Source organism: Maribacter halichondriae (assembly GCF_027474825.1).
Taxonomy (GTDB): domain Bacteria; phylum Bacteroidota; class Bacteroidia; order Flavobacteriales; family Flavobacteriaceae; genus Meishania; species Meishania halichondriae.
This window is the reverse complement of record NZ_CP107030.1, coordinates 1,889,185-1,907,159: the sequence shown is the minus strand read 5'-3', so window position 1 is coordinate 1,907,159 and position 17,975 is coordinate 1,889,185. Positions and strand designations below refer to the sequence as shown.

Sequence of the window (17,975 nt, the reverse complement as noted above, 5' to 3'; positions counted from 1 at the left end):
GGCTATGTCGTTAAAAAAGGGGTTTCTAAAATGAATCCCCAACGCATACCCAACTTGGAAAACACTCATCAACTTTTTTCAGGCAAAACCGGACTCGAAATCGGCGGCCCCAGTGGTCTTTTCCGGAACGATGGTTTTGTGCCTTTGTACAAAGTCATCTACGGACTTGATGGCTGCAACTTCTCCAATACGACCCTTTGGGAAGGCACTATCGAAGATGGGGAAAGCTATACGTGGCATAAAGGCAAAACCGGTATTCAGTACATTTCGGAAGCGACCGATCTGAATGAAATTCCAGATGGCAAGTACGATTTCGTCATTTCCTCGAATTGCCTCGAACATGTGGCCAACCCGATGAAAGCTTTGGAAGAATGGGTACGTGTCGTCAATAAAGGCGGACTCTTATTGCTCGCCTTGCCCAACAAGGCCTATAATTTTGACCATTATCGCCCTGTGACAACATTTTCACATCTTTTGGAGGATTATAAAAGCAATATGGGCGAGGACGATATGACCCATCTCGATGAGATTTTAAAACTTCATGACCTCAGCCTAGATCCCCCGGCCGGTACACCCGAACAGTTTAAGGAACGGTCTTTAAAAAACCCTGAAAATAGGGCCCTGCACCATCATGTTTTTGATGTCGGTCTTTTGACGCAAATGATGGAACATTTTAATATCAAGGTGTTGCAGACTTGTGAAAGCCGTGAGCATATTGTTTTGGGGAGGAAAACTGTGCATTTGCAATACATTTAATCCATTCGGGGTGAAGGACAGGAAGCTCCCAAATTCTCAAAGCTTTACTAACGCTGAGCAAACATATCATAGTAAATATAGCTTTTCACATCCTTCGCCATCTTCAGAAACAATTGAATAAACGACTTTAAAACCTTCCTTGATGCAATACCGCCCGGTCGATGTATTTTACTCCTTATTTCTTCATCCTCCTTCATTATCTCATTCAGCCTTTTTCCGGAAACCGGACTTAAGCCACATGTATTTAGAGTTTTATTCACGAAACCCAGAAAGTTAGAAGCATAACCTGAGTACATACCCTTCTTTCTTCGATACTCACTCAAATATCTTACCAATAAAAATGTAACATCAAATGGTCGGTTTATTGTCCATTCTTGATCAAAGAGATGCAGGTTATTGTTCTTATCTACTATAAAATTACGTGGAAGTGCATCAAAATATTCTGGTTTTACCAAACCGTCCCCTTTGCTCAACACTGTATTTGTTGTTATATAAGTGGCCCATTGCTTCATTAGGTTTTCATATTCCGTAAACCGATTTTTGAGTAGTGTCTCCGTAATTATGTGATGTAAGTTCTGTCCTGATATATAATCAGTTTCACTTTTGAATTTGTGTACAAGATCGTTTCTGTTTTCAGGCTGTTCTTTATTACCAAGAGTATTCTTTTTTACTACAATATTTTCGAGCTCAATTTCTTCGAATGTAGTAGCCGTATTGTAAGGTTCGAAACGAGCGCAAGTATAAAACTCCGCCAAAACCGAATCGCTAATCAATTCGGTTTCTCCATTTTTACATGCCACTATCAGAAATGAATTGGATACGTCTTTTACCAACTTATTTTCAGCAATCACTTTCCAAGCAAGATACTCATTTAGAAGATTGGCCTTAGGCCGAGTTCCATAATGTCTTTCCTTCGTAAGCCGTATTAAATCAGACTCATTGAATTTCTTATTCTCAACGCCTTTATCCGTAATTACCGCCTTAGGTATTTTATAATCAGGGAATGGAAAAAGGAATTTAACCGATTTATAACCACTGTTACCCAACATTTCCTTGATTTCTTCATAACCGAAGGTTGTAATATCCTTGGCGCCATATCTATCTTCAATGCCAAAATAAGGTTGGCCAAAATGATCTTCGTTATATCCTGAAAAATATTTTAATCCCAATTTGTTCTCTATTGCAATGATCAGCGATCCATTAGGCTTTAGCAAATCCCCATAATTCTTTAATGCATCGTGAAAGGGATTTTTGTGGCTTGAATATTTGGCGGTATATTCAAAAACTCCGATTAGTGTGATTATGTCAAATTTTTCCTCGAATTCAACATCTTCAACATTACTGCAGACAACCTTGACGTTCTGCAAATCTCGACATCTTTCGGCGATACACTTGGCCCGTGGCAACCCCCTTCAACGGCGATGATATCGGCCCCGGTTTCACCCAAATATCGTGTTATCGCACCTGTGCCAGCGCCAATTTCCAATACCTTTTGGCCTTTTTTAATTTTGAAAGGTCTTACAATATTCGGCCTATACGTTGTGAAATGGTATTCACTTGGCCAGTCTTTGATAGACTTTAAAAGATCTTTAGAAAATATGGAAGTATCCTCGGCACTTCGAAGGCAATCTAGAACATATTGCTCATTTTCTTCTCCATCACTATAGTCGATAACCTTTTCAGGATTTATATAAACCCGACTTTTTTCATCATATTTTAATTCGCTTAATTTCATCCGTTTGGTTGGTTTAGACTATATTAATTTTTGGATAACCCGGCCGAGGCTTTCGCGCCAATATGGGATTTGCACTCTGTATTTATCTTTGATCTTCGATTTATCCATCACACTAAACGCAGGCCTTTTGGCTGGGGTGGGATAGGCTTCTGTAAGAATGGGCAACACGTTACAATCCAATTTTGCTAAATCGAAAATAGCCTTGGCAAAATCGTACCAACTAGCGACACCTTCATTACTGTAATGGTACGTGCCATACCCATCGCTTTCTTGGCTAATGAGTTGCAAAATCAAATGCGCCAAGTCACCTGCATAGGTAGGTGTACCAATTTGGTCGCCCACCACATTCAGGGTATCACGCTCAGCCCCTAACCGCAGCATCGTCTTTACGAAATTATGCCCGTGTTCGGAATACAACCACGACGTTCGTAAAATAAAATGTGCTTTCAAGGTATCGGCTACCGCCTGTTCTCCTTGTAATTTGGTCAGTCCGTATACCCCAAGTGGGTTTGTAGGGTCGTTCTCGGCATATACTTGCCCCTGTCTTCCATCGAACACAAAATCGGTGGAAATCTGAAACATGACCGCACCATATGCTTTGCACGCCTCTGCCAAGTTTTTTGCTCCCAATACGTTCACCGATGTCGCTAACTGTTGTTCCGATTCGGCATTATCGACAGCGGTATAGGCGGCGCAGTTTACACAGTAGGATAGTTCATTTGCATTGAAAAAGCCTCGGACTTGCGCATTGTCCGTAATATCCAGTTCAGGAAGGTCGACATAGATAAATTCATACGCCTCGGCTGTCTTATCAATGTCTTTAATACAAGAGGCCAATTGCCCGTTTCCGCCGGTTACCAAAACTTTTTTCATCCTCTCGCATTTTCGAAAGTGGGCAAAATGCGGTCTTTTTCGGAAACGATTAACTGTTCTTCTGCTAGTTTCCAGTCGATATTCAAGATGGGGTCGTTATAGATAATTCCGCCTTCTGCCTCCTTGTTATAATAATTATCGCATTTGTAGAAGAACTCGGCCGTTTCGCTGAGCACTACAAATCCATGGGCAAAACCTTTTGGTATAAAAAGTTGTTTTTTGTTATCAGCACTTAATTCTATGGCCTCATATTGGCCATGGGTGGGCGAGTCTTTACGAAGGTCTACGGCGACATCGAGCACCTTACCGCGCAGGACCCGGACCAACTTGGCCTGTGCATGTTCACCCACTTGGTAATGGAGCCCACGCAATACCCCTTTTGAAGATAGAGACTGGTTGTCTTGTACAAAATGAACATCCTGACCGACTAATTTATTAAATCTTGCTGCATTGAACGACTCCATGAAATAGCCCCGCTCATCGGAAAAGATAGTTGGCTCTAAAACAAAGCAACCCTTAAGTTGCGTTTCCGTTTCGGTCATTGATGTTTGTTTAAAATTCCAAGTAGGTTTTTACCATACCCGCTTTTCATCAAGGGTTCGGCCAACTTCTTGAATTCATCTTTATCAATATAACCCATTTCATAAGCGGCAGCTTCGATGGCCCCGATTTTAAGTCCTTGACGCTCTTCAATAACCTCAACAAATTGCGAGGCTTGCATGAGGGACTGAAATGTACCGGTATCTAACCAAGCGGTTCCACGATCTAGAATACTGACGCTGAGTTTTCCTTTTTCAAGATAAACCTTATTGACATCGGTGATTTCTAATTCTCCCCTATGACTGGGCTTAATATTTTGGGCAATCCCGACCACATCGTTATCATAAAAATAGATACCCGGCACCGCATAATTCGATTTTGGTTCTACCGGTTTCTCTTCGATGCTAATAGCTTTTCCATCTTCATTAAATTCGACCACACCATAACGTTCAGGGTCATGGACACGATACGCATAAATCACCCCGCCATCTGGGTCATTATTGGATTGAAGCAATTTCGCCAACCCAGAACCATAAAAAATATTATCCCCTAAAATCAGGGCCACTTTATCCTCTCCAATAAAATCCGCACCGATGATAAAAGCCTCAGCGAGTCCATTGGGTGCTTCTTGTACGGCGTACGAAAATGAACAACCAAATTTAGCGCCATCACCTAATAAATCTTTGAACAAGGGAAGGTCTTTCGGAGTGGATATGATCAATATTTCACGTATGCCTGCATACATTAGGGTTGACAGGGGATAGTAAATCATAGGTTTGTCGTAAATCGGCATCAGTTGTTTACTGACCGAAAGGGTCAAAGGGTGTAAGCGCGTTCCAGAGCCTCCTGCAAGTATAATTCCTTTCATGACTTGTTTTTATGTGTCATTGCGAGTGTTTGTAATCCCATCTGTTCAACTTTTAGGTATATTCAACAGATTGCTTGGTGGCTCGCCCTGACGTGGTCAATTATACATTTTTTCGTAATACGCCTGATAATCTCCCGATGTGACATTCTTGAGCCATTCTTCATTTGATAGATACCAATCGATAGTTAGTTCCAAGCCTTGCTCAAAAGTTACCGATGGTTTCCAGCCAAGCTCCTTATTTATTTTACTTGCGTCGATAGCGTATCGTAAATCATGCCCTGGGCGATCTTTCACATAGATTATAAGTTTCTCGGAGGTTCCTTTATCCCTTCCTAATTTTTTATCCATCAAATCACATAACAATTTTACCAGATCGATATTCTGCCACTCATTAAAACCACCGATGTTATAGGTCTCGTGGTTTTTCCCCTTATGGAAGACCAAATCTATCGCTAAGGCATGGTCTTCCACAAAGAGCCAATCGCGAGTATATTTTCCATCGCCATACACCGGCAAGGGCTTGTTTTCAATAATGTTGTTTATAAATAAGGGAATCAATTTTTCAGGAAAGTGGTTCGGACCATAATTGTTAGAACAATTCGTTAGCACGTACGGAAGACCATAAGTTTCTCCGTATGCCCTTACAAAATGATCTGAACTTGCTTTGGAAGCTGAGTACGGAGAATTAGGGTCGTACGAAGTCGTTTCGGTAAAAAGACCTTCGGCACCCAATGAGCCATAGACCTCATCGGTACTAATATGATAAAAACGTTTGGAATCCGCATTGTCTTTCCAAAGATCGCGCGCGGCGTTCAGTAAATTTACCGTGCCGATGATGTTCGTACGAACAAATGCCAAGGGATCCGTAATCGAACGGTCTACGTGCGATTCTGCCGCCAAATGGATGACCCCTTCGAATTTATGTTTATCGAAAAGCGAATTGACAAAATTAGCATCAACGATATCACCCTTTATAAACGTATAGTTCGGTGCATCTTCGACATCCCTTAGATTCTCTAGATTGCCCGCATAGGTCAAGGCGTCCAAATTGTAAATATAGTACCCTGGATAGTTTGTTACAAATCTACGAACAACATGAGAACCAATAAAACCAGCACCCCCCGTAATTAAAATGTTCATGTGGTATACATTTCTATTTATGTTCCAATCGGTATTTTAGATAATTTCTTTCGCCTTTCGGTTTAAGAAAAGTACTAGTGACCATGCGAAAAACAAGCCTACGAATATGGCGGGAAGCCACAAAAGACTTTTGTTCAAAAATTGTTTTTTAACAATCTGCGTCTTTCCTTGGTTGACGATGTTGATGGCATCTTTGTGCTCTACCAGCTCTAATTGTTTTTGTTCTATCTCTTTGGTCAGTTCGTTCTTTAATTGCAATAAAGCAGGTAGGTTCAGCCCTCTTTCGGTTTCCAGCAAGATAATGCCATCACGACTTCCCGAATCGCCACTGGTCGCCAGTTTTTTATTGAAGTTCATGACGATGTCGTCTACCTGTCGAATAAGTTCGGTGTTTTTATCGATTCGGAGCTTGGCGTTTTGAATTGCGACTTTCTTGAATTCCTTAAAATAAGGGTTGTCATTGATATATTCCAAAATTTTCGAAACGTATTCCTCACCCATGACGGGGTTTTTATGTGAAAATGTAATGCGATGGGTAAGTATCGTCTTCTTCAAAAGTTCGGTTTTGACTACGTCGAGCACAAAATCATTATCCTCGAAATCTTTTAAGATTTCCAAATAGTCATTGGCCATCTTTATTTTTTCTTGATCCTCCTCTTCATCATCGATGGGTTCGATAGTTATTTCGAAGGCTCGAAGTCCGTTAATGTCAATATCCATTGTGTTGAAAAATAGGGTGTCTTTATTTTGAATATTCGACTGTATTTCTTCGACAACATCGTACAAATAATCCTTGCTTTCGAAATTGGGCATTACAATAACCTCGCTTTTAAGCTTTTTGTCGACGAATACGTTCAGAAGATACCCTATAGCCAGACCCAAAAGTATCAAAGATCCCAAGATGAGGGCATTTTTCTTGAGGTATAGAAAAATACGCAAAATACCCCTGAAAATGCGGTTCAGCCCTCTTCTGAACATTTGGAACAATTGTCCCAAATCGATTTCTTCCGATGTTTGGGATGGTTTCTGCGGTTGGTTGTCCATAGTTATGATTTGAAAATTTGATCCAATATTTTATCGGTAATCAGATATGTTGGCTTTACTCCGGTGGTGCCTAAGCCGCCAGATGCCAAAGTACTCCCTGTTTCCAGCGGATTATCAGAAGCATAATAGGCATACCGTACTTTTACATCTTCACTGATGCTCTTGCGTATTTTGGAAGCCGATTGAATGGCCTTTTGGTAATGAACGCCTTCCATTTCGAGCCCGATGACATTCCAGGTCGATTGATGGAAAAATTTCAGAATATCCTTGTTCTGTAAAGAGGTGCCCAAAACCGATACCATGGTTCCTTCGAAGACTTGTAAACCATGCCCTTCGAAATCGGCAGCACAGAGTTCGTTGGTAAAAGGATAATTATCGGCCGTGCCCTCGAAAATATGGGCGGATGGAATCATCAAATCGCCTTTACCGCCTTCCAAAATTCCTGCCTTTCCCATAATGGATATGGATGCTATATTGAGAAAAACATCCTTGTTTTTCTTGACTTTATAAGGTTTTAAAAATTCGTCGATCGTCTCGTACGCCTGTTCGCCAAATGCATAGTCCATCACAAAGATAACAGGTTTTTCATCATCACGAAGGTCGGGTGGAAGTTCATAACAACAAGCATCATCACCCATTTTGGCTAAATCGAACAACTGCACATCGATATTCGTACCCGATTTATCATCGATGGCAATCATACCGTTCTTTTTGGCGACCGTGATTACCTTCTGCCGCAGGCTCATATTGCTGTTGGAGCTTAACGCTTCATATATTTCAAGATTTCCATTTTCAGGAAATTCCTTACTCAGCGCATTTTTCGCAAAAAGGGAATTCATTACACTGTGCATATTGGCACTTATGATATGAATAGGTCGCTTTAATAGGCCTCGTTTCACTAGCATTTCTTTAATGGTGTTCGCCCACCTTTCGCCATGAATATGATGGCCCAAACGTTCGCGAAGTACGGCACTGAAAGTTATTACGCGTTTTTCGCCGGTAACCTCTTCTTCTATGGCCAATTTGCCAAGCCAATAAATCACTTGAAGAAACCGATCAGGATTCTTTTTTGTTGCGAATTTTCCATACACCTCGATAATCTCTTCGAACGACCTGCCTAAAATATTTGCGGTATGGATCAAGGCAACCTCTTTCTCCGCCTGGGTGAGCTTTGTTTTCTTTACGGCGGCCTCCAACTTCGTCCAATCGCGAATGGTCTTGTCGGTATCTTCTATCAGTACTTTTTTACATATTTTTTGAGATTCGACAAAGAGAAATGTCAAATGCGTCAAGATATCGTAAATGTCCGATCGTCCTCTTGTAATTTCAATATTCATCTGCTCGTCGTCAATGCGATAGCAGTTTCTTCTTCGTTTTGGAGGAATAATGGGCTGAAAATGTGATTTGCTATACCCTTCATCGGAGGTTAGATTAATATATCGGCATTGTTCGATACCTTCGGGCAGGCGTTCCAAAACATATATCAATCCGTTCAATTCCGATTTTTCTTCAGCAATCGAGCCATAGATTTCAGGGCGTAGTTGCAGGAGGGCATTTTTTATGGATTCTCCGGAGACCCCGGTAGGCTTATAGAATCCGCGATTGAACAAATGGCGCATGGTGATGTACAGCCGTTCGATAGCATTGGTAGATTCTTGCGCCCTTGTTGTAGTGGTTGTTTTACCCATTAGTGGTTTCCTACAAAATTACGACTAAAATTATTTATTCTTGAAGTTAGCGAGAACATCGGCGACCTTTCGGTCGTTGGCCAAACGCTGTACCTTATTTTGACCTCCCAATTTTCCTATCGATTTCATATACTCTTGGAAGCCGCCCACCTTGATGGGAGTCACTTTTAGCGTTTGAAGTATTTTGCCATCGATAAGGTCGAAATAGTAACTATTCTGCTGTTGTAATGTTTCATCCAACGTTTGGATGAACTTTGACATATCGGTCGGTTGCTTTTCAAACTCTATAAGCCATTCATGATAGGGCAATTCATTGTTTTCGGGAGTTATTTGTGGCGCAACGGTAAATTCGTTGACCTGCGCATCTGTTTGAATAATGGCTTCTTGCATGGCCGACTCGACCTCTTTGGCGATTACATGTTCGCCAAAGGCGGAAATAAAATGTTTGATCCTACCGGAAACAATTATTTTAAAGGGATTTACAGAAATAAACTGAACGGTATCTCCTAAATTATAGGCCCATAGTCCAGCGTTGGTGGAGATAATCATCACGTAGTTCACGCCAATTTCTACATCTTTAATCGTCAGGCGATTCGGTGCTTCCTCAAAGAATTCATCGGCTTTTATGAATTCGTAGAATACTCCTGAATCCAAAAGCAAGAGCATTCCCTTTTCTTTTTGGGAGTCTTGATAGGCAAAAAAGCCTTCGCTAGCCGGAAACAGTTCGATACTAGCCACTTTTCGGCCGATCAGTCGCTCGAATTTCTCGCGATAAGGTTCATAATTGACCCCGCCGTAGATGAACAATTGGAATTTTGGGAACAATTCGCCAACCTTTTTGTCGGTCCTAGCGGTTAATTTTTCAAAATACATCTGCACCCATGAAGGTATACCGGCAATAACCGTCATGTTCTCGTTCATTGTTTCATCGACGATCGAATCCACTTTGGTTTCCCAATCTTCAATACAGTTGGTCTCCCAACTCGGGAGTCTATTTTTTTGTAAATAGTTAGGAACATAATGCGCAGAGATACCCGAGAGCCTTCCTAATTTGATTCCGTTTTTTTCCTGCATTTCAGGACTTCCCTGCAAAAAAATCATCTTCCCGTCCACAAAATCGGCATTGCCCGTCTCATGGATGTAGTTCAAAATCGCATTTCGAGAAGCCTCGACCTGATGTTTTATGGATTCTTCGGTTATAGGAATGTATTTGGCCCCAGAGGTAGTTCCCGAAGTTTTTGCAAAATAAAGAGGTTTCCCAGGCCAGAGCACATTCTCATTTCCTTCGACGACCTTCTCCACATAGATTTTGAGCTCTTCATAATCTCGCACGGGAACGTTTTTTATAAAATCGGAATATGTTCTTATCCCTTCGAAATTATGATCTTTCCCAAATTGCGTATGGATGGCCGAGTGTACCAAGTTTTGAAAGACCCGCTCTTGCGTTCTTATGGGGTCTTTGACCCATTTTGCGGTCTTTTTTGAAATTTGCCGTGCAAAAATTCTGGCCGCAAAAGATTTTAGGGACATACGGTCTATTTAAAATCGATGAAATCAAGTGGATTCACAGGGGTGCCATTATCCCAAAGTTCAAAATGTAGATGCGGGCCTGTCGTCAGCTCTCCCGTGTTTCCGACAGAAGCGATGACCTCGCCGGCCCTAACGATATCGCCTTGTTCTTTGTTCAAAGAGCCGTTGTGTTTATACGCGCTGAGCAGGCCATCTTTGTGTTTTAAGATGATGACATATCCCGTTTCCGAAGTCCATTCGGAAAAAATTACCATGCCGTTTGCCGCGGCCTTTACGGGAGTATCCTTAGGTGCGACCACGTCAACGGCATAATGGCGTTTATCCGCATCATAATTCTGTGTGATGATACCACTGACTGGGGGAAAGAACACAACCTCGGCCTTCTCCAAATTACGTTCGAAGAGATTATACTTGTCTTCAAGAGCTACCTCGGCCCTGAGCAAAGAATCCTCTTTGATAGGAGTTAGGTCTACTGTCGAAGGATCTAATTTGTACTGTTCGAAAAGCGAATCACGATTTACGGTATTGTTCTCGATATCGCCCCGAAGTACCATACGAATATTATCTAAGTAACGATTGGTATAATCCAAAGTCCTTACCAAAGAATCCGTTTTATAAGTAAGTTCCGTAGCCTGTCTTTTTAATTTTGTTGATGAATATCCCGGTATGTACTCGCGAAGTGGGGTAAAAGCTATCAAAAGAATGGTAAGGCCGATAAGGCCGATAATGCATAATGAACCTGTCACAAAAACATTCAGACGGCTCAACTTAAAGGAAATCTTCTCTTCAAAAGTACTTTCATTGAGAATGACCAAGCGATACTTGTGCAAAAGTTTCCTTTTGATTTCCTTCCTTTTCTTTACCTTTTTGGCCATAATAAACAAAGATAAACATGCTATTGAATTATGATACCCTTCTTGTAAAATTTATAATGGCCTTAACTAATTGTGGTAAAGGGCAAAACACTATGTAAACAATCTTTGCCCCAAGCAATTAAAATAAAGACCTTACGTTACTATTAACAGGATGGTAATTACTTTTTTAGTACATTTGTTATCCATTAAAATATAAACTATGGCAATTTTACATACATTTTTAGCAATAGGGCCTTGGCAGATTGCCATTGTCGTAATGGTCGTACTTCTCTTGTTCGGAGGTAAAAAAATTCCTGAACTTATGCGCGGTCTTGGCAGCGGTATCAAAGAATTTAAGGATGCCTCTAAAGAGGATGAGAAAATCGAAGAGAAGAAAGATTAAAAAAGTCCAATTTATAAATTACTCAAAGTCCGTAAATACGGACTTTTTTTAAATCTTCAAGTTTTAGTACCGTTTGGTCTTTCTGTTTATTATCTGCCTTTCAGATCAAAAATTTCTTCTGAACTGTCAAATATCTCCCACCGTCTATTGAATCTTACCCCTTTAAAATAGACCTACACGACATAAATAGCCTTTTTCACAACAAATAATATTTGGATCGCACCGGTTGAAGTATTTTCGACGTTTGTAAGGTGTAAATAACCTATAGTTATCCATCATGTAAATCTTGTTTTTTATGAACAAAACCCAAGATTTCTATTCTATAATCCAAATGAAAAAACGCATCACAACTTACGCACTATTGCTCTCGATGGGTCTTTTTGCAATGCAGGCACAAGACGATGGCAATAGTTTCGTGAACGATGATATAACCGATTCTTCAAATACAATCGTAACGAACTACAGTACACAAGAATTCGTTGAAAAAGATAAGACCTTCGAAGAAGAGGCCAAGGCCAACAACATCCCCAATCGTTCGTTTGAGACATTCGAAGGAGCCGATAGCGGATACTATGTTATCGCCGGAGTCTATAGCAAAGGTGGAAAACGTCTGGACAAAACTGTCAAAAAATTTAAGAAGAAAGGCTTTGATTCCGGAGTAATCAACAAGCCGGATAACGGCTTAAACTACCTCTATCTAAAACATAGTAAAGGATGGAGAGCGGCAATCGACGCCTGTATATCAGATCTTGATGGAAATTATGAGGAAGATGTCTGGATTTTGAAAGTGGGCAATATGGATCAAGAATTCGAAGACCCGACTAGGGCTTCCGATTCCCCAAATCTTTCAGAAGATATAGTTTCTGAAAACAAGGTTAAGGATAAAACCACCTATGACGTCATGGACGACCTTGACAAAGAGACTACATCGATCGTTACCATTAGCGATACTGCCAGCAAAAGTAAGTTGGTTCAAAAAGCCGACCATTACTTTGACAAAATGTGGTATGCAGAAGCCGCCGAACTCTATGAGCAGGCACTGCAAAAAAACGAAAAAAATTATTCCTATGAGATAATCCAAAAGGTTGGTGATGCCCATTATTTCAATACCAATATGGAAAAGGCGTACCAATGGTATGATATTTTATACGATAAATACGGAAAGGACATGTCGGCCGACAATGTCTTCAAATATGCCCACACCTTAAAAGGAACTGGCAAATATGCCCGGGCCAAGCGATTGATGCGCTTGTACAATCGTAAAACAAAAAACGGAGATGTCAGCAATATCGACGATAATGACGCAACCGCTACCGAAATGGTACTGGATAATATTTTGAGTACCGAGAAGAACTTCGATATCAAGAACATGGCTGTCAACACCGAATATTCTGATTTCTCGCCGATGTTCTTAGATTCAAATCAAGTAGTATTCGCTTCGGCAAGAGATTCTTCCTTTTTTAATACCAGGCGGTATAAATGGAACGATCAACCCTACTTGGATCTTTATGTTGCCAAAATCAACGAAGAATCGCAAGACCTGAAAGATGCATTGAAGTTCTCTAAAAAAATAAACACCAAGTACCATGAGGCTTCGGTAACGTTTTCTCCCGATAATAGCACCATGTATTTCACGAGAAACAATTATGGCAAGAAATTGAAAAGGGACAAAAATGGTGTGAACCACCTCAAAATATATCGATCTACGAAAGTTGATGGAGAATGGTCAGAGGCGGAGGAAGTACCCTTCAATAGCGATGATTATTCAACAGGACATCCTGCCCTGAGCCCTGACGGCAAACAACTTTATTTTGTTTCCGATATGCCGGGAAGCATTGGCGAGACCGATATTTTTGTCGTCGATGTGCTTGAAGGTGGCTCTTTCTCAGAAGCCAGAAATTTAGGCCCCGAAATCAATACCGAAAAAAAGGAAATGTTTCCCTTTATAAATGATAAGAAGTTATATTTCTCTTCAAACGGACACACAGGTCTTGGCGGATTGGATGTTTTTGAAGTAGCTTATGATGATGAAGAGGGTTTCCAAGAGGTAGTCAACGTAGGCCGACCCGTCAATAGTAATTTGGACGATTTTTCATATATCGTAGACGAAGAGACCCAAAAGGGATTTTTGCCTCCAATAGGGCAGGCGGTAAAGGGGATGATGATATTTATTCGTTCAAAAGATTGGTTGTAGAGGAAGTTCCAACAAACATGAATGCCATAGCTGGGGTCGTGACCGAATTGATTACAGGCGATATAATGCCCCAAGCTCTTGTTCAATTGTTGGATAAAAACAACATCAAATTGAAAGAGGTTGTAACCGATGATGATGGAAATTTCATCTTCGAGGATCTAGACGATGATACAAAATATACTATTAAAACCGTTAAAGACAAATTCTTTGACAACCTACAAGAGGTGATCACCACCCAAAACGATACAACCACTATCGATATTTCTATGAAACGTCTTGAAGAAATGATCGCCATAGAGGATGGAATCAAGAAGCTGAAAACGGAAATGATTCATTTCGATTTTGACAAGTATAATATAAGAACGGATGCGGCCGAAGAACTCGATAAGCTGGTAAAAGTGATGAACGAATATCCTGATATGGTCATTAAAATCGAATCACATACCGATTCACGAGGTAAAAAAGCCTATAACCGCTACCTGTCTGATAGCAGGGCCAAGTCTACTCGTGACTATATTATTAAACAGGGTATTGCCCCGGAACGTATCGAAAGCGCCACTGGGTACGGGGAAGAACGATTGTTGAATGAATGTGATGGCACAGTGGCCTGTACGGAACAAAAACATTATCTCAACCGACGCTCTGAATTCATCATTGTGAAGATGTAGACCAGAAGTAAACAAACCAACTTGCGAAACCGCTGTCTTTTTAAGGACAGCGGTTTTTTGTTTGGGTGGGCTTACCTCGAGTGTAAATTTATCCTACAATTGTAAGAAACTATTTGTTTTGACAACAAAAAATAACATTCCACAACACCGTAAGGCCCTTACACAACAAAGACGGTCGGAGAAATACCTGTTTATCCGATTACACGTTTAATATAGTAGACGTGTTTAATTAAAAATCCCAAATCATGAAAACAACCCTACTTATCAAAGAAATCTACCTAGAGGCTTTCAGAAACCTTGGTCACTATCTTATAAAGTCTTATTTCAAGGCATTTTCTTGGTTCTGCTTCACAGCTTTTTTAATCGTGCTGTATGCCTTCATTTTTAGACTTGCCACGGGCTTTGCCTTTGATTAAAAAGAAACAACCGGCCTTACCAACGAAACGCCTTAAGAGTACTCTTAAGGCGTTTTTATTTGCAAAAGAGCCAGATTCTCTTTGCCATTATCCAAGTATTACTTTTATGTTGTTTTTTAACGGATTAGTGTGCTATTGAAAGAGTAATAAAAAGACGTGCATTCACTAATCTATATTATACACAGTTCGCCCGATTAATTATACCATCTAGTTTTATTCTGTCAACTTTGTACCTTAACTATTAAAATGTTGAACGTATGAAGAAAATACTACTCGTAAAAGAAATCTATTTTGAAGCATTTAAAAACTTAGGGAATCTCTTTCTTAAAAAATATTTTAAGGCGTTCTCTTGGTTTTGTTTTTTCCTATTGGCGATTGCGTTATACGCACTCGTATTTCGAATATCGACAGGTTTCGCATTCGATTGATAAGAAATAAGCTCTGAATATGAAAAGCATCCCATAAAAATGGGATGCTTTTTTACATTGAATAGATTACTAATTAAATTGTTGCCTTTTTGTAGCGCTGAACCTAACTGTCTTCATAATCGCCTCAAGTTGAAAAATATCGTCGCGTTTATTCGTTGCTGGGGCAAATACAAAGCCTTCGAGAACCAATATTCTGTCATTTTCCTTATCCTTGATAATGTAGGTCAAGAAAGGGCCTGCCATGGGGTAGTTCTTGATGTCCCAAATGCCTTTTACCTCGATTGCTTCCTTTCCGTCGATTTCCGTAGGAAAGACTGAAGGCGAAAAAGCAGGTTCGGTGCGCATGTGGGTAGTCTTGTTCGGTACATCCGGTCCGGGGACATAGGTTGCCCCGATCGAATCGCGCATTCTGACGATATCTTTTACTAGGGTAGAATCGTTCTTGAAATAGTCTCCTGCCATTTCGTACGCAATGATACTGGCAGTGCCTTTTTGAATCTGACGCTCGATCCAAACGAAATTATCTTTTTGAACATCGATTCTATAAATCGAAGGCAGGTTCAATGAAATGCCGAACTTTTCTTGCAATACCGTTTCTTTGTTCAATGACTTCAAAAAGTTTTTTTGGGTAACTGTTAGTTCCAAATTTTTAAAGGCATTAATAAATTCATCCGCCTTGGACTCTACATTTTCGATGATTTCCTCTTCGGTCCTACCTTTTATTACCCCGACTTTTTGAGGTAGGGCGTACATGTCTGTCTTAATGTGCGCGACATCCACAGAATCTTTCTGAACGTACAAAATATTTCTTGTGTTTCTGGATCGATCCTGAAAAACCTGGGTAGGCATATGATTTATGGAAAATAAGGGTTCTTCCCATGTTAGACCTACTACTGTAGCCGCAAAATGTTCCCTGACCTTATCGCCAACTTTGCCCTTCCAGAGCTCGTTGTCCATAACAACGGCCAGTGAATTTACCGCACCGATGGAGGTAGGTTTATAATTTACTTTTTTTCCGTCCTTACAAGTTGTAAAGAGTATTGCTAAGAAAAGCAAAAATGAAAGTGTTCTTAAGTGTCTCGATTTCATATGGTTTTAGTCTTTTACGATGAACAGTCGCACAACTTTAATTTTGTACCCGGCTGTAGCTTACTACCACTAATACCGTTCCATTCTCGTAAATTATCGACAGTAATTCCTGGATATTTTCTAGAAATCGTCCAAAGTGAGTCTCCACTCTGTACCGTATGTATCTTGGCATCCTTCGAAAAGGTCTGTTTAACTGGGGTTGAAGACACTTTTGTTTTTGCCACGCTAGTGCCACCGCCACGGTTTCTAGGATATATGGTCAACCGTTGCCCAATACGAAGATTGTTACTGCGTAGACCATTCCATTGTTTGATTTGGCTTACCCGAACTCCGTATCGCGCAGCTATTTTACCCAGGAAATCACCGCTTCGTACCCGATAACGAATTCGCTCCGCCTCAGCCTGTTTTACCAATTGCGGCAACGGACTTTCTTTACTTTCCAACTCTTTTTTGACGAATGCATAAATTTGAACTTCGTTGGCAACAAATTTCCCCATGACATCCTTTGGAAGTCTCAAAGTATGTGGTTTGCCTTCCACAAAAGGTATTACGTTCAATTTATAGGATGGGTTCAACACCTTTAATTCTTCCACGCTGATTCCGGCAAGTTTTGAAATTTGGTCGAAAGTAATCAAGCTTTTTACATGGATCGTATCGGTCTCAAAGAAAGGGCGGTCCACTTTTTTACCTTTCAAATCGTGTTCTTCGGCATATTCGAACAAATACATGGTGGCGAAAAAAGCAGGCACGTATCCAGCTGTCTCCCTAGGTAGATTTCGACGAATATTCCAGTAGTTCTTGTATCCTCCCGACCTTCGTATCGCCTTGTTAACATTGCCCGGGCCTGAATTGTAGGCAGCTAGGGCCAAATCCCAATCCTCGTAAATTCCATATAATCGATTGAGGTATTTACTGGCGGCCTCGGTCGACTTTATCGGGTCACTGCGTTCATCTACATAACTGTTGATTTCCAATTTCAATTCACGGCCCGTACCGTACATAAATTGCCAAAGGCCGGTGGCACCGACCCGAGAGCGAGCTTTAGGATTCAAAGCAGACTCCACAATGGACAGGTATTTCATTTCCAAAGGAATGTCATGATTATCAAGGGTCTGCTCAAATAGCGGAAAATAAAACTGGCTTATGGTCAACATACGCTCCATTAAACCCCTCTTACGTGTCAAAAATGATTTGATTACATTTTCCAAAGAAGGATTATAAGCAATATTGAATGGTGTTTTCTGGTTCAATTTCGCAAGCCTTGCCTTCAAAGTGTCGACAGGTAGGTCGTACACATAGTCTTCATCGTCTTTCAGTTCTTTTTCAGGATCAAGGGTCGTGACCTCGTCGTACATTTCATCGTACAATGCCGCGGCCTCATATAATTCTTTCATCCAAAGGCTATCATATTTTGCGGCCAAGGGATGATCCTTCAGATTATATTCGGCTTTACTGTCTTTTGCGGAAAATACTAAAGGGTTGTCTTCCAAGTCTGATTCGGCATCCATGAGTTCCATCTGCTCCACACCCTTCATGTCCATTTCGGTCGTATCGATTTGTGAAGTGGTAATCGCGAGGTCTTTTTCTTGATAATGGATACGGGAATAGAATCGTTCTGCTGTCCGAATATTGGCACGACGACGAAAATAAAAATGAAGAATGGAAAGAACCTATTTGTTATGGATTTCATGGGACTTATCAATTTTTAAACGCGGACAACTAAAATCGTCTTTTTTTTGGAAACCGTAA

19 protein-coding genes are annotated in these 17,975 nt (G+C 40.7%); 6 read left to right on the top strand and 13 right to left on the bottom strand.

The annotated features are described in order from the left end of the window. The first annotated feature begins 30 nt into the window (after positions 1-30). Complete coding sequence (locus N8A86_RS08640) at positions 31-756, top strand: class I SAM-dependent methyltransferase (protein ID WP_273568680.1); 726 nt, start codon at positions 31-33, stop codon at positions 754-756. 47 nt (positions 757-803) lie between these two features. Here the strand turns inward: N8A86_RS08640 and N8A86_RS08635 are convergent, their stop codons facing one another. The 10 genes from N8A86_RS08635 to N8A86_RS08590 form a co-directional block, all read right to left on the bottom strand. Continuing rightward, positions 804-2,123, bottom strand: coding sequence for a class I SAM-dependent methyltransferase (locus N8A86_RS08635; protein WP_273568679.1), 1,320 nt, complete (start codon positions 2,121-2,123; stop codon positions 804-806). Beyond that, complete coding sequence (locus N8A86_RS08630; protein WP_273568678.1) at positions 2,057-2,491, bottom strand: hypothetical protein; 435 nt, start codon at positions 2,489-2,491, stop codon at positions 2,057-2,059. The genes N8A86_RS08635 and N8A86_RS08630 overlap by 67 nt, the downstream gene beginning before the upstream one ends. An 18-nt stretch (positions 2,492-2,509) precedes the next feature. Beyond that, positions 2,510-3,364 carry a dTDP-4-dehydrorhamnose reductase gene (rfbD, locus tag N8A86_RS08625; protein ID WP_273568677.1) on the bottom strand — a complete coding sequence of 285 codons (855 nt, stop codon included), beginning with the start codon at positions 3,362-3,364 and terminating at the stop codon, positions 2,510-2,512. Beyond that, positions 3,361-3,906, bottom strand: coding sequence for a dTDP-4-dehydrorhamnose 3,5-epimerase (gene rfbC, locus N8A86_RS08620; RefSeq protein WP_273568676.1), 546 nt, complete (start codon positions 3,904-3,906; stop codon positions 3,361-3,363). Before rfbC ends, rfbD begins: the two co-directional genes overlap by 4 nt. Then, entirely contained in the window at positions 3,903-4,772 is an 870-nt protein-coding gene (gene rfbA, locus N8A86_RS08615; protein WP_273568675.1) for a glucose-1-phosphate thymidylyltransferase RfbA, read from the bottom strand. The genes rfbC and rfbA overlap by 4 nt, the downstream gene beginning before the upstream one ends. A gap of 96 nt (positions 4,773-4,868) precedes the next feature. Then, on the bottom strand, positions 4,869-5,912 hold the full coding sequence (gene rfbB / locus N8A86_RS08610) for a dTDP-glucose 4,6-dehydratase (protein WP_273568674.1): 1,044 nt from the start codon (positions 5,910-5,912) through the stop codon (positions 4,869-4,871). 36 nt (positions 5,913-5,948) lie between these two features. Beyond that, entirely contained in the window at positions 5,949-6,956 is a 1,008-nt protein-coding gene (locus tag N8A86_RS08605; RefSeq protein ID WP_273568673.1) for a GumC domain-containing protein, read from the bottom strand. Positions 6,957-6,958: 2 nt separating this feature from the next. Then, positions 6,959-8,644: a DUF6909 family protein gene (locus N8A86_RS08600; protein WP_273568672.1), complete on the bottom strand. Its 1,686-nt coding sequence runs from the start codon at positions 8,642-8,644 to the stop codon at positions 6,959-6,961. Positions 8,645-8,674: 30 nt separating this feature from the next. Then, the gene (locus N8A86_RS08595; protein ID WP_273568671.1) at positions 8,675-10,174 is read right to left on the bottom strand and encodes a GH3 auxin-responsive promoter family protein; all 1,500 of its coding nucleotides are present in this window, start codon (positions 10,172-10,174) and stop codon (positions 8,675-8,677) included. Positions 10,175-10,179: 5 nt separating this feature from the next. Then, complete coding sequence (locus N8A86_RS08590) at positions 10,180-11,049, bottom strand: M23 family metallopeptidase (protein ID WP_273568670.1); 870 nt, start codon at positions 11,047-11,049, stop codon at positions 10,180-10,182. Positions 11,050-11,248: 199 nt separating this feature from the next. Here N8A86_RS08590 and N8A86_RS08585 point away from each other — a divergent pair, with 199 nt between their 5' ends. The 5 genes from N8A86_RS08585 (at position 11,249) to N8A86_RS21540 (ending at position 15,137) form a co-directional block, all read left to right on the top strand. Next, positions 11,249-11,431 (top strand): Sec-independent protein translocase subunit TatA/TatB, encoded by a 183-nt coding sequence (locus N8A86_RS08585; RefSeq protein ID WP_273568669.1) that lies wholly within the window; start codon positions 11,249-11,251, stop codon positions 11,429-11,431. Between the two features lie 295 nt (positions 11,432-11,726). Next, positions 11,727-13,625 (top strand): TolB-like translocation protein, encoded by a 1,899-nt coding sequence (locus tag N8A86_RS08580; RefSeq protein WP_273568668.1) that lies wholly within the window; start codon positions 11,727-11,729, stop codon positions 13,623-13,625. A gap of 17 nt (positions 13,626-13,642) precedes the next feature. Further along, positions 13,643-14,293, top strand: coding sequence for an OmpA family protein (locus N8A86_RS08575; protein WP_273568667.1), 651 nt, complete (start codon positions 13,643-13,645; stop codon positions 14,291-14,293). A gap of 245 nt (positions 14,294-14,538) precedes the next feature. Then, on the top strand, positions 14,539-14,709 hold the full coding sequence (locus N8A86_RS08570; protein WP_273568666.1) for a DUF6747 family protein: 171 nt from the start codon (positions 14,539-14,541) through the stop codon (positions 14,707-14,709). Between the two features lie 257 nt (positions 14,710-14,966). Next, positions 14,967-15,137, top strand: a complete 171-nt coding sequence (locus tag N8A86_RS21540) for a DUF6747 family protein (RefSeq protein ID WP_337251780.1) — start codon at positions 14,967-14,969, stop codon at positions 15,135-15,137. 69 nt (positions 15,138-15,206) lie between these two features. Here N8A86_RS21540 and N8A86_RS08565 read toward each other — a convergent pair whose 3' ends face one another. From N8A86_RS08565 to N8A86_RS08555, 3 genes are read right to left on the bottom strand one after another with little or no spacing between them, the layout of a single operon-like run. After that, positions 15,207-16,226 (bottom strand): DUF4837 family protein, encoded by a 1,020-nt coding sequence (locus N8A86_RS08565; protein ID WP_273568665.1) that lies wholly within the window; start codon positions 16,224-16,226, stop codon positions 15,207-15,209. A gap of 14 nt (positions 16,227-16,240) precedes the next feature. Further along, positions 16,241-17,761 carry a LysM peptidoglycan-binding domain-containing protein gene (locus N8A86_RS08560; protein ID WP_430682197.1) on the bottom strand — a complete coding sequence of 507 codons (1,521 nt, stop codon included), beginning with the start codon at positions 17,759-17,761 and terminating at the stop codon, positions 16,241-16,243. Continuing rightward, complete coding sequence (locus N8A86_RS08555; protein ID WP_273568663.1) at positions 17,758-17,916, bottom strand: hypothetical protein; 159 nt, start codon at positions 17,914-17,916, stop codon at positions 17,758-17,760. Before N8A86_RS08555 ends, N8A86_RS08560 begins: the two co-directional genes overlap by 4 nt. Positions 17,917-17,975 lie beyond the last annotated feature (59 nt).

What these genes read in the sequence shown, in the direction of transcription:
- N8A86_RS08590 (WP_273568670.1), bottom strand. Translation starts at nt 11,049, where the DNA reads ATGGCCAAAAAGGTAAAGAAAAGGAAGGAAATCAAAAGGAAACTTTTG.
- N8A86_RS08565 (WP_273568665.1), bottom strand. Translation starts at nt 16,226, where the DNA reads ATGAAATCGAGACACTTAAGAACACTTTCATTTTTGCTTTTCTTAGCA.
- N8A86_RS08595 (WP_273568671.1), bottom strand. Translation starts at nt 10,174, where the DNA reads ATGTCCCTAAAATCTTTTGCGGCCAGAATTTTTGCACGGCAAATTTCA.
- N8A86_RS08560 (WP_430682197.1), bottom strand. Translation starts at nt 17,761, where the DNA reads ATGAAGGGTGTGGAGCAGATGGAACTCATGGATGCCGAATCAGACTTG.
- N8A86_RS08605 (WP_273568673.1), bottom strand. Translation starts at nt 6,956, where the DNA reads ATGGACAACCAACCGCAGAAACCATCCCAAACATCGGAAGAAATCGAT.
- rfbA (WP_273568675.1), bottom strand. Translation starts at nt 4,772, where the DNA reads ATGAAAGGAATTATACTTGCAGGAGGCTCTGGAACGCGCTTACACCCT.
- N8A86_RS08570 (WP_273568666.1), top strand. Translation starts at nt 14,539, where the DNA reads ATGAAAACAACCCTACTTATCAAAGAAATCTACCTAGAGGCTTTCAGA.
- rfbC (WP_273568676.1), bottom strand. Translation starts at nt 3,906, where the DNA reads ATGACCGAAACGGAAACGCAACTTAAGGGTTGCTTTGTTTTAGAGCCA.
- N8A86_RS21540 (WP_337251780.1), top strand. Translation starts at nt 14,967, where the DNA reads ATGAAGAAAATACTACTCGTAAAAGAAATCTATTTTGAAGCATTTAAA.
- N8A86_RS08575 (WP_273568667.1), top strand. Translation starts at nt 13,643, where the DNA reads ATGAATGCCATAGCTGGGGTCGTGACCGAATTGATTACAGGCGATATA.
- rfbD (WP_273568677.1), bottom strand. Translation starts at nt 3,364, where the DNA reads ATGAAAAAAGTTTTGGTAACCGGCGGAAACGGGCAATTGGCCTCTTGT.
- N8A86_RS08630 (WP_273568678.1), bottom strand. Translation starts at nt 2,491, where the DNA reads ATGAAATTAAGCGAATTAAAATATGATGAAAAAAGTCGGGTTTATATA.
- N8A86_RS08640 (WP_273568680.1), top strand. Translation starts at nt 31, where the DNA reads ATGAATCCCCAACGCATACCCAACTTGGAAAACACTCATCAACTTTTT.
- rfbB (WP_273568674.1), bottom strand. Translation starts at nt 5,912, where the DNA reads ATGAACATTTTAATTACGGGGGGTGCTGGTTTTATTGGTTCTCATGTT.
- N8A86_RS08600 (WP_273568672.1), bottom strand. Translation starts at nt 8,644, where the DNA reads ATGGGTAAAACAACCACTACAACAAGGGCGCAAGAATCTACCAATGCT.
- N8A86_RS08555 (WP_273568663.1), bottom strand. Translation starts at nt 17,916, where the DNA reads ATGAAATCCATAACAAATAGGTTCTTTCCATTCTTCATTTTTATTTTC.
- N8A86_RS08580 (WP_273568668.1), top strand. Translation starts at nt 11,727, where the DNA reads ATGAACAAAACCCAAGATTTCTATTCTATAATCCAAATGAAAAAACGC.
- N8A86_RS08585 (WP_273568669.1), top strand. Translation starts at nt 11,249, where the DNA reads ATGGCAATTTTACATACATTTTTAGCAATAGGGCCTTGGCAGATTGCC.